This window comes from Bacteroides sp. FSHCM14E1, from assembly GCF_019633785.1.
Taxonomy (GTDB): Bacteria; Bacteroidota; Bacteroidia; order Bacteroidales; family Bacteroidaceae; genus Bacteroides; species Bacteroides hominis.
On sequence record NZ_JADKYL010000022.1, the window covers coordinates 24902 to 35246 of the forward strand.

Consider the following 10345-nt stretch of genomic DNA (forward strand, 5'->3'; position numbering starts at 1 on the left):
TCTTTCTCTTTCTTTTTGCCTATTTTTGCCTATTCGTTAATACTAAAATCTAATAATCAATGAAACGTCGCGATTTTCTGAAGTGTTCACTTGCTGTAGGAGCAGGCTTGGCAACCTCTCCGTTGACTTATGCATTTAATGGTGAAAACCAAGAGTCAAACAATGATTCGTCCGGCTCCTCTAAGGCTCCTGCCACAAAAGGAGGGAAACCACATATCATTTTTATTATGAGTGACCAGCATCGTGGAGATGCTTTACATTGCATGGGGAATAAAGCCGTCATTTCTCCTAACATAGATAAGTTGGCTCAGGAAGGCAGCTTGTTTGTATGTGGTTATAGTTCTGCCCCCAGTAGTACGCCCGCGCGTGCCGGCTTGCTTACGGGGATGTCTCCATGGCACCATGGGATGTTGGGGTATGGAAAGGTCGCTTCCAAATATAAATATGAAATGCCCCGGATGTTGCGCGATTTGGGCTACTATACTTTTGGAATAGGGAAGATGCACTGGTTTCCACAGAAAGCCTTGCATGGCTTTCATGCTACATTGGTAGACGAGAGCGGGCGTAGTGAAACCCGTGATTTTATTAGTGACTATCGGGAATGGTTTCAGTTGCAGGCGCCCGGGAAGAACCCGGATTTAACGGGAATCGGGTGGAACAATCATAATGCCGGAACTTATAAACTTGAGGAAAGATTACATCCTACGGCCTGGACGGGGCAAACAGCCTGTGAATTAATACGGAATTATGAAAGTGATCAGCCTCTGTTCCTGAAAGTCTCTTTTGCCCGCCCTCATAGTCCGTATGATCCTCCGAAGCGATATTTGGATATGTATGAAAAGGCAGATATCCCTGTACCGTTTGTTGGGGATTGGTGTGGAAAGTATGCTGAACGTAAAGATCCGGAAAAGGTTGCGAAAGACGCCCCTTTCGCGAATTTAGGAGAAGAATACGCTGTCAATTCCCGACGCCATTATTATGCGAATGTGACGTTTATTGATGATCAGATTGGGCAGATTATTCAGGCCCTGAAAGAGAAAGGAATGTACGAGAACGCAATCATTTGTTATACGGCCGACCACGGTGATATGTTGGGTGACCATTATCATTGGCGGAAAACCTATGCCTATGAAGGTTCGGCGAAGATTCCTTATATTATAAAATGGCCTTCTGCCATGACTACACAGGCTATTAAAGGAAAACGAATAGAACAGCCGGTAGAGTTACGTGATTTTTTGCCTACCTTCATCGAACTTGCAGGGGGAACGGTACCGGATGATATGGACGGCAAGTCTTTGGTTGCACTGGTTTCAGGAAATAATGATGGCTGGCGGAAATATATTGATCTGGAACATGCCACCTGCTATAGTGCCGATAATTATTGGTGTGCGCTTACTGACGGTAAAATGAAGTATATCTGGTTTATTCATACGGGCGAAGAGCAATTGTTCGATTTAAGTGCAGATCCCGGAGAACGGAGAAATCTTTTTGGAGACAGTCGTTATGCAGACCGGTTGGCTGAGATGCGTAAAGCAATGGTTTGTCACTTGCAAGAGAGGGGAACAGATTTTGTAAAAGATGGAAAGCTGGTAGTAAGAGATCAGACCTTACTTTATAGCCCTAATTATCCAAAAGATTGATGTTATTTATCTGTGCAGGATAATTGGGCGCAATTTATTCTCAAATCCCGTTTTCTTTTCTTATTTTTGTGTCGTGTACGCAAACGATGTTTGTCTGAGCGGCACCTAATGTAAACTTATAAATAAGAAATATGAAAACAAACTATGAGATTCGCTATGCTGCCCATCCGGAAGACGCAAGAAGCTATGACACCAAGAGAATCCGGAGAGATTTCCTGATAGAGAAGGTTTTTTCGGCCGACGAAGTAAATATGGTATACTCCATGTATGATCGTATGGTAGTGGGTGGAGCCATGCCGGTAAATGAAGTGTTGAAGTTGGAAGCTATCGATCCTTTGAAAGCTCCTTATTTCCTGACCCGTCGTGAAATGGGTATTTTCAATGTCGGAGGTCCCGGCGTTGTGAGAGCGGGGAATGCGATATTTCAGTTAGCTTATAAAGAGGCGCTTTATTTGGGTTCGGGCGATCGGGAAGTAACTTTTGAGAGTGTAGATGCCGCACATCCTGCTAAATTTTATTTTAATTCGCTGACCGCTGACCGCAATTATCCTGATAAGAAAGTAACGAAAGCCGATGCGGTGGTTGCTGAAATGGGCACGTTGGAAGGCTCGAATCACCGCAATATTCATAAGATGCTTGTAAACCAGGTGCTACCTACCTGCCAGTTGCAGATGGGAATGACCGAACTGGCTCCGGGAAGTGTGTGGAATACGATGCCCGCACATGTTCACAGCCGCCGTATGGAGGCTTATTTCTATTTTGAGGTACCGGAGGAGCATGCCGTATGCCATTTCATGGGTGAGGTTGACGAAACCCGTCATGTATGGATGAAGGGCGATCAGGCAGTATTGTCACCGGAATGGTCCATTCATTCGGCAGCAGCAACTCACAGTTACACTTTTATCTGGGGCATGGGGGGTGAGAACCTTGATTATGGTGACCAGGATTTTTCGTTAATCACGGACTTGAAATAAGGTGTTTGATATGAATATTTCTTTTTAGAGAATGGAAGTGAGATGAGTTTTTTTAAAACATTATAAGTATGGTAAACTTTTCATTAAAGGGCAAAGTGGCATGGGTCACGGGTGCATCTTACGGTATCGGTTTTGCGTTGGCTACTGCTTTCTCAGAGGCAGGCGCGAAGATCGTTTTTAATGACATCAGTCAGGAGCTGGTCGACAAGGGGTTGGCTGCATATAAGGAACTGGGAATTGAGGCCAGTGGATATGTGTGCGACGTCACGAGTGAGGAGCAGGTAAATGCTTTGGTTGCACGGATCGAGAAAGAGGTCGGAGTGGTTGATATTCTGGTAAATAATGCCGGTATCATTAAGCGCATCCCGATGTGTGAGATGACAGCGGAGCAGTTCCGGCAGGTGATTGACGTGGACCTGAATGCCCCGTTTATTGTGTCGAAAGCCGTGATTCCTTCAATGATTAAGAAGGGGCATGGAAAAATCATCAATATCTGTTCGATGATGAGTGAGCTGGGGCGTGAGACAGTATCTGCTTATGCCGCTGCCAAGGGCGGGCTGAAGATGCTCACCCGCAACATTGCGTCCGAGTATGGTGAGTTCAATATCCAGTGCAATGGCATTGGCCCGGGGTATATCGCCACACCTCAGACGGCGCCTTTGCGTGAAGTGCAGCCGGACGGTTCGCGCCATCCGTTCGACTCATTCATTATAGCCAAGACTCCTGCTGCCCGTTGGGGAACACCGGAAGACCTGATGGGACCGGCCGTATTCCTGGCTTCGGATGCTTCGAATTTCGTGAACGGTCATGTGCTTTATGTAGATGGCGGTATTTTGGCTTATATCGGTAAACAACCTAAATGAATCTGATCAATACAATTGAATCAATGAAGAAAGTTTTTCTTTTTGCCGCACTCGCTTTGTTGTGTCTGGCTTGTAATGAAGCGGGTAAGTCGGTTTCTGTTACGGTATCCAATGCCACTTCGCTGGAACGTGACGGTGAGATGGTAGAAGTATCCATGAGCGAGGTTTCCTCTAAATTGCAGTTACCCGATACCGCGCAGATAGTCGTGGTGGATGCCGAAGGGCAGCAAGTACCCTATCAGATAACTTCTGACGAGAAAGTGATATTTCCGGTCAGTGTACAGGCGAATGGTTCGACTGTTTACACGATAAAGGCGGGCATTCCCCAGGAGTGTCCGGTGAAGGCTTGCGGAAGATATTATCCCGAACGGGTGGATGACGTGGCCTGGGAGAACGATTTGGTGGCTTTCCGTACCTACGGACCTGCTTTACAGGAAACCGGAGAGCGTGCTTTCGGATATGATATCTGGACGAAGTACAACACCACTGATCCGGTGGTGGAAGCTCGCTATGAAGGCGAACTGAACCCGGATACAAAAGCTAAAATAGCAGAACTCGGGAAGACGGATTCTAAAGCTGCGCAGGAGCTTTACCGGTCGGTTTCTTATCATGTGGACCATGGCAACGGACTGGACTGTTATAAGGTCGGTCCTACTTTGGGAGGGGGTACGGCTGCGTTAATGGCAGGTGATACAATTATTTATCCGTATTGTTACGCTACCCAGGAGATACTGGATAATGGTCCGCTGCGTTTCACTGTGAGACTGGTGTATCATCCGTTGGTGGTAAGGGGAGACTCCGGCGTGATCGAAACACGTGTGATTACGTTGGATGCGGGTTCGCATCTGAACAAAACGATTGTTTCTTATACCAATCTGAAAGAGACAATGCCTCTGGCCGTCGGCATTGTATTGCATGAACCCGATGGAGCTGTGCTGGCGAATGCGGCAGAGGGATACATCACTTATGTGGACCCGACGGATAATGCGGGTAATGACAACGGTAAAATCTTTGTGGGTGCTGCGTTCCCTACTTTGGTGAAGGAGGCGAAACCTGTTCTGTTCCCGGAGAAAGAGAAGAAAGAGCTGCGCGGAGGTGCCGACGGGCATGTGCTGGCTATCAGCGAGTATGAACCGGGAGCTGACTTTACTTATTACTGGGGAGCTGCCTGGGATAAAGCCGATATAAAAGACGCTGCTGCCTGGAATGCCTATATGGCCGATTTTGCCCGGAAGATACGTAATCCGCTGACGGTAACGGTGAAATAAAAGAGTTACCTGACAAATAATCGATCATTTTGCTGGCGTCAGCAAAACGATCGCTATGTCGGGAAGGGGCTGCAGGTAGATGATATAGCGAGAACATGCGGATAATAATTGGGCTACGTGAAGAAGGTGGGAAGAAGACTGACCAGTGAAGAGCGAAAGGCTTTGAAGAACCGGTCATAGCCCGACTCTTAGTCTTCCATCTGCTTTATATTCCTTATTAGTCCGCTATACTTAGCCCTCTTCACGGCACTGCCTTTGAAGAGGGTTCTGTATTTCTCCTCGCTTAGTTGTTGCCAGTCTTCTTTCTTCATATTCATAAACTCCGGCGAGGGTTGCAGCTCCGGTGTCCGGCAAGGAGTGGCAAACCGGTTCCAGGGACAAGCTTTCTGGCATTCGTCACATCCATAAACACGGTTTCCCATCAGGGGGGAAATAGAGGCCGAAATTTCGCCTTTATTCTCTATAGTGAGGTATGAGAGGCAACGGCGTGCATCCAGGCCGTACGGGGCTTCTAAAGCCTGCGTGGGGCAGGCTTGCAGGCAGCGGTTACACGTCCCGCAGCGATTCGGCCGGGGGCGGTCGTATGTGTCGGCTTCCGTGTTCAGGAAGAGTTCTCCCAAGAAGAAGGCAGATCCGGCACGGGGGATGATCAGCTGGGTATTCTTCCCGATCCATCCGAGGCCGGCACGCCAGGCCCAATAGCGTTCGGGTACGGGGGCGGTGTCACAGAACACACGTCCGTCCAGTTCCGGTACGTCTGATTCCTGTATGAAGCGGAACAGGGCGGTCAGCTTCTCACGCATGAGGTCGTGATAATCCATCCCATAGGCATACCATGCGAATTGGTACTCGTCCTCGGGTAACCGGGTAGCGGGGTAGTAGTTCAGGGCTACGGAGACTACGCAACGGGTGCCTTCGACCAGCAGAGCCGGATCACAGCGCTTGTCGAAATGGTTGGCCATATAAGCCATTCCGGCGTGCCTGCCCGAGTCCAGCCATTCCTTCAGAAAGTCCCGGTGTACGGGATCGACCGGCCCGGCCGGTGCTATGCCGCAAGCAGAAAAGCCGAGGCGCAAGGCTTCGGCTTTCAGGGCTTTACTGTTTATCTTCGTTTCCATTATAGGATCTTAAATTCGTATCCTTCCTCTTTCAGGAAGTCGATGGCACGGGGAAGTGCGTATTGCAGGTTTCCGTTGTTCCAGGACTTCAGCGAATCGTGGAAGGTAATGATAGACCCGTTGCGGGCATATCTCATCACATTGGCCAGCACTTGCGGCGGGCGGAGCTTCTTACTGTAGTCTCGGGTGACGAGGTCCCACATGATGATCTTATAGTGGCGCTTCAGCGTCATGTACTGCATCCAGCGCATGTGTCCGTGAGGCGGACGGAACAGGTCCGTTTTCATCAGCTCGTTGGCCTTGTCTGTATTGGCCAGATAATTTACCGACAGATATTCGAAGCCGCGGATGTGGTTGAACGTATGGTTGCCGATGCGGTGTCCGCGTTCCACTACCATACGGAACACATCCGGATGCTTGCGGATGTTGTCGCCTACCATGAAAAAAGTAGCCTTGATGTTGTGTTTGTCCAGCAACTCCAGTACCCAGGGCGTCACTTCCGGAATGGGGCCGTCGTCGAAGGTCAGGTAAACTGCCTTCTCGTCAGGGTCCATCCGGAAGATAGCGTCGGGATAGATTGCACGGAAAAACCAAGGCGGTTGCTCTATAAACATCTTCTTCGGTTACAGATTACTGATGGACTTTCATGCGTCCTACGTAAATGTTATATAGTTCGTTCACTTTCGGAGTATAGTTGCCGGCCAGTTTCGACTTGTATTTCTCCATCATCTTGGCTTCCATATCCAGTGCGCTGAGGTGCATGATGAATTCACGCTGCGACATCAACAGATGATTGTCGTCCAAGCTGAGATACCAGGTGAGGTATTCCACAGACTTGTTCGCCAGTTCGTCGATGATCTGATCGGCTTTCGCGGTATCTCCCAACTGGTAGTAGGCTTCTGCCATCTCGAGTGCCCCGTTCTGGAAGTCGTAGGGTACGTTGAAGGCGGGAATCATCTTTTCGGCATATTCCAATGCGGCCAGCGCCTTGTCTTTCTTGCCTTCTTTCATCAGCTGTGTGATGAGTTGGGCGAAGATGCGGCGATGGGTGTAGCACATGCGCATTGTGTTCTCGTCGATGTAGATGCCCGGCTTGTCGATGCCTCCGAACTTGAATTTGTTCATCAGGTTGTCGTACATCTTCTCGCTGTCGATGGTTGCTTCGAGTGCTTCCGTATCGAACGGGGTGAAGCGGTACGTGAGACCTTCCTGGATGAAATGCCCGCGCATATTCAGTTGGTTGTCCGTGCCTACGGTGATGGCCATGTAGATGGGGCGTTCCCAGTTGGCGTTGGCCAGCATTTCGAGCATCATCAGCTCGCTCTTGTAGAGGGCGCGTTTGGGGTTGCCCTTTTCGTCTTTGAGCGAGATGTGCATATAGTCGGGGATGGAGTCGCCCAACGCTGCCGGGATCATCATACCCGAACGGCGTACGGCTTCTTTGTCGATCTTGACAACGATGCTGTCGGTCGGTATCACCGCTTGTCCGTCTTTGGTGCGTACCCAGTATTTCAGGATATTCTTCAGTTCGTAAGGATTGTCTCCGAATTGTGCCCGGATGTTGTTCAGGGCTTCCGGGTTCTTGCCGTTCAGGACTTCTTCTTCGGCGGCTTTGTAGGCTTTGTCTATCTGCTTCTTGAAGTCCGGGCGGATGGGTACGTATTCGTTCTGTCCCTCCACGTATTCGGTTCTGTCCCAGGTGATGGGCAGTGCGGGGGAGTCATAAGCCGGGCGTTTCATCTGGTCGATGTACCAGTCGGTCTGCAGGTAGCTCAGGTTACAGGTGCGTGCGTCGGTGCGGAAACCTTCTGTCTCTTGGTTGTACCACAGCGGGAAGGTGTCGTTGTCGCCGTTGGTATAGATGATGGGGTTGCCGCTTTCCTGAAGTGACATCAGGTAGTTCTGTCCGAAGTCGCGTGCCACGTAGCGTCCGCTGCGGTCGTGGTCGTCCCATGTCTGGCTGGCCATCTGTATGGGTACGAGCAGGCAGACTGCCGACGTAAGGGCTGCTGCGGGAACTTCTTTCATGTATCTGCGCAGGAGGTGGACGATGCCCGCTACACCCATGCCGATCCAGATGGCGAAGGCGTAGAAGGAGCCTGCGTAAGCGTAGTCACGTTCGCGGGGCTGTCCCGGTGTCTGGTTGAGGTAGAGCACGATGGCTATACCGGTCATGAAGAACAGGAAGAATACCACCCAGAATTGCTGGATGCCTTTCTGTCCGCGCCATGCCTGCCAGAAGAGTCCGATGATTCCCAGCAGAAGCGGGAGGCAGTAGAAGACGTTGTGTCCCTTGTTGTCCTTCAGTTCCTGTGGCAGGAGGCTTTGGTCGCCGTACATGAGGTTGTCGATGAACGGGATGCCGGTGATCCAGTTGCCGTGCTCTATTTCGCCGCTGCTCTGGATGTCGTTTTGTCTTCCGGCAAAGTTCCACATGAAGTAGCGCCAGTACATGAAGTTGAGCTGGTAGGAGAAGAAGAACCTGATGTTGTCCCACTGTGTGGGCATGTTCACCATCAGCATCTCTCCGCATTGGTCGTAGGGGACGTCATATCCGGTGATGTTTTGCCAGGATTTGTAATAAGCGGCGTGTGCCGAACTGTACATGCGGGGGAAGAGCATGTTCTGCGCGTATTCATATTCCACGCGTCCCGGAAGTTCGACGTACGAGTCTTTTTCGTCCGGTGAGGTTTTCTCTTTGCGGACGTATTTGGTGTCCGCACTTTTCTGGCGGGGAACACAATAGCCGTCTTCCACGTCGAGTGCTACTTTCGAGGAGTAGGCCGGGCCGTAGAACAACGGGCGTGTGCCGTATTGCTCGCGTCCTAAGTATTCGCCCAGCGTGAAGATGTCTTCCGGTGAGTTCTGGTCCATCGGCGTGTTGGCTACCGAGCGGATCACGATGAGGGCATACGAGGAGTATCCCACCATGATCATCATGGTGCAGAGCAGCGCCGTGTTCATGGTGCGGGCGGACATGCGTATCTTGGCGTTGAGCTTCGATGCGTAGAAGAGGTAGAGGGCCAGTGCGCCCAGTACGAGGATGCCGATGATGACGGCGCCTGCTCCGTGTCCGTAGAACGGGATGCCGAGCATGGCGATGGTCAGCAGGAAGGAGAGGTTCATGCGGGTGCGGCTCTTCTCGTTGTAGCTTTCGTAGATGCCCCAGATGATGGCGGCTGCCAGCAGGGCGATGTAGACGATCACGCCGGTGTTGAACGGCATTCCGAGGGAGTTGACGAACAGCAGTTCGAACCAGCCGCCCACTTTTACGACGCCGGGTACGATGCCGTAGAGCACCGCTGCCACCAGTACCATCGATCCGGCGAGTGCCAGCAGGGAGCCTTTAGCGTTGGCGCCCGGCACTTTCTTGTAGTAGTATACCAGTACGATGGCCGGCAGGCAGAGCAGGTTGAGCAGGTGCACACCGATGCTGAGGCCTGTGAGATAAGCGATGAGGATGATCCAGCGGTCGCTGTGCGGTTGGTCGGCAACGTCTTCCCACTTCAGTATCAGCCAGAATACGATGGCGGTGAACATCGAGGAGTAGGCGTATACTTCTCCTTCGACGGCCGAGAACCAGAATGTGTCGCTGAATGTATAGGCCAGTGCGCCTACCAGTCCGGAACCCATGACGGTGATCAGTTGTCCGCGTGTGATGGCGTTCTCGTCCGTGATGACGAGTTTGCGGACCAGGTGCGTGATGCTCCAGAAGAGGAACAGGATGCAGGCGCCGCTCATCAGCGCACTCATGTAGTTGACCATTTTGGCTACCAGTGCCGGGTCGTTGACGAATTGCGTGAAAAGGTTGGCTGTGAGCATGAAGAAGGGTGCTCCGGGGGGGTGTCCTACTTCCAGTTTATAGGCGGTAGTGATAAATTCCGGGCAGTCCCAGAAACTGGCTGTGGGCTCTATCGTCATGCAATAGACGGTAGCGGCGATCAGGAAGGTGATCCAACCCACGAGGTTGTTTACGGTTTTGTACTGTTTCATTCAGACTATAGTTAGTTATTTGTTAACATGATAGACGGGCGCAAAGATAATGATTTACGTGAAGATAGCCGTAGAAAGTGTAGAGTTTTAGGAGTTTGGAGGGGAGAATTAAGAAACGGTAACGGTTGTTCTTAAATTTAAGAATAAGAATAATTGAAGATGAAGAATTATCATATGGGAGAATCAAAACAGGAGTTTCAAAAGACGTTCGTCTGATGCAACAAAGATAAGCCGCTTTTTTCATCTGTGCAAATCTTTTTACATCATTTTGATTATCAGTCATTTATCTCTTCTTTTTGTATTCAGCGCACAGAGCAAAGACCGTGTTTCAAAAAACGAACGTCTTTTGAAACACAAAAGCCGTTCTATCTATCTAACTTACACAAACTTACCGCAAAATAAAAGCTGTATTCACAGCCTGCTATAGCCGGCCTGTCCATTCTTAATGGGAAGGCCATGCTGAGCATGATCTATTTTATTCACTTTTAA

At 50.2% G+C, this 10345-nt stretch carries 7 protein-coding genes; 4 read left to right on the forward strand and 3 right to left on the reverse strand.

Annotated elements, in window-relative coordinates; all coding sequences use genetic code 11:
* The first annotated feature begins 59 nt into the window (after positions 1 to 59).
* The 4 genes from ISX59_RS20820 (at position 60) to ISX59_RS20835 (ending at position 4745) form a co-directional block, all read left to right on the forward strand.
* The gene (locus ISX59_RS20820; RefSeq protein ID WP_005822549.1) at positions 60 to 1640 is read left to right on the forward strand and encodes an arylsulfatase; all 1581 of its coding nucleotides are present in this window, start codon (positions 60 to 62) and stop codon (positions 1638 to 1640) included.
* Positions 1641 to 1771: 131 nt separating this feature from the next.
* On the forward strand, positions 1772 to 2614 hold the full coding sequence (kduI, locus tag ISX59_RS20825) for a 5-dehydro-4-deoxy-D-glucuronate isomerase (protein WP_220576244.1): 843 nt from the start codon (positions 1772 to 1774) through the stop codon (positions 2612 to 2614).
* Between the two features lie 68 nt (positions 2615 to 2682).
* Positions 2683 to 3477, forward strand: coding sequence for a gluconate 5-dehydrogenase (locus ISX59_RS20830; RefSeq protein WP_005779678.1), 795 nt, complete (start codon positions 2683 to 2685; stop codon positions 3475 to 3477).
* Between the two features lie 23 nt (positions 3478 to 3500).
* Positions 3501 to 4745 carry a DUF4861 domain-containing protein gene (locus ISX59_RS20835; protein ID WP_220576245.1) on the forward strand — a complete coding sequence of 415 codons (1245 nt, stop codon included), beginning with the start codon at positions 3501 to 3503 and terminating at the stop codon, positions 4743 to 4745.
* A gap of 188 nt (positions 4746 to 4933) precedes the next feature.
* On the opposite strand, the gene queG is transcribed toward ISX59_RS20835, so the two are convergent.
* From queG to ISX59_RS20850, 3 genes are read right to left on the reverse strand one after another with little or no spacing between them, the layout of a single operon-like run.
* Positions 4934 to 5863, reverse strand: a complete 930-nt coding sequence (gene queG, locus ISX59_RS20840; RefSeq protein ID WP_032543371.1) for a tRNA epoxyqueuosine(34) reductase QueG — start codon at positions 5861 to 5863, stop codon at positions 4934 to 4936.
* A complete protein-coding gene (locus ISX59_RS20845; protein WP_032543370.1) occupies positions 5863 to 6477 on the reverse strand; it encodes a polysaccharide deacetylase family protein in 615 nt (204 codons plus the stop codon). Before ISX59_RS20845 ends, queG begins: the two co-directional genes overlap by 1 nt.
* 16 nt (positions 6478 to 6493) lie before the next feature.
* Positions 6494 to 9856, reverse strand: a complete 3363-nt coding sequence (locus ISX59_RS20850) for a protein O-mannosyl-transferase family (RefSeq protein WP_032543369.1) — start codon at positions 9854 to 9856, stop codon at positions 6494 to 6496.
* Positions 9857 to 10345 lie beyond the last annotated feature (489 nt).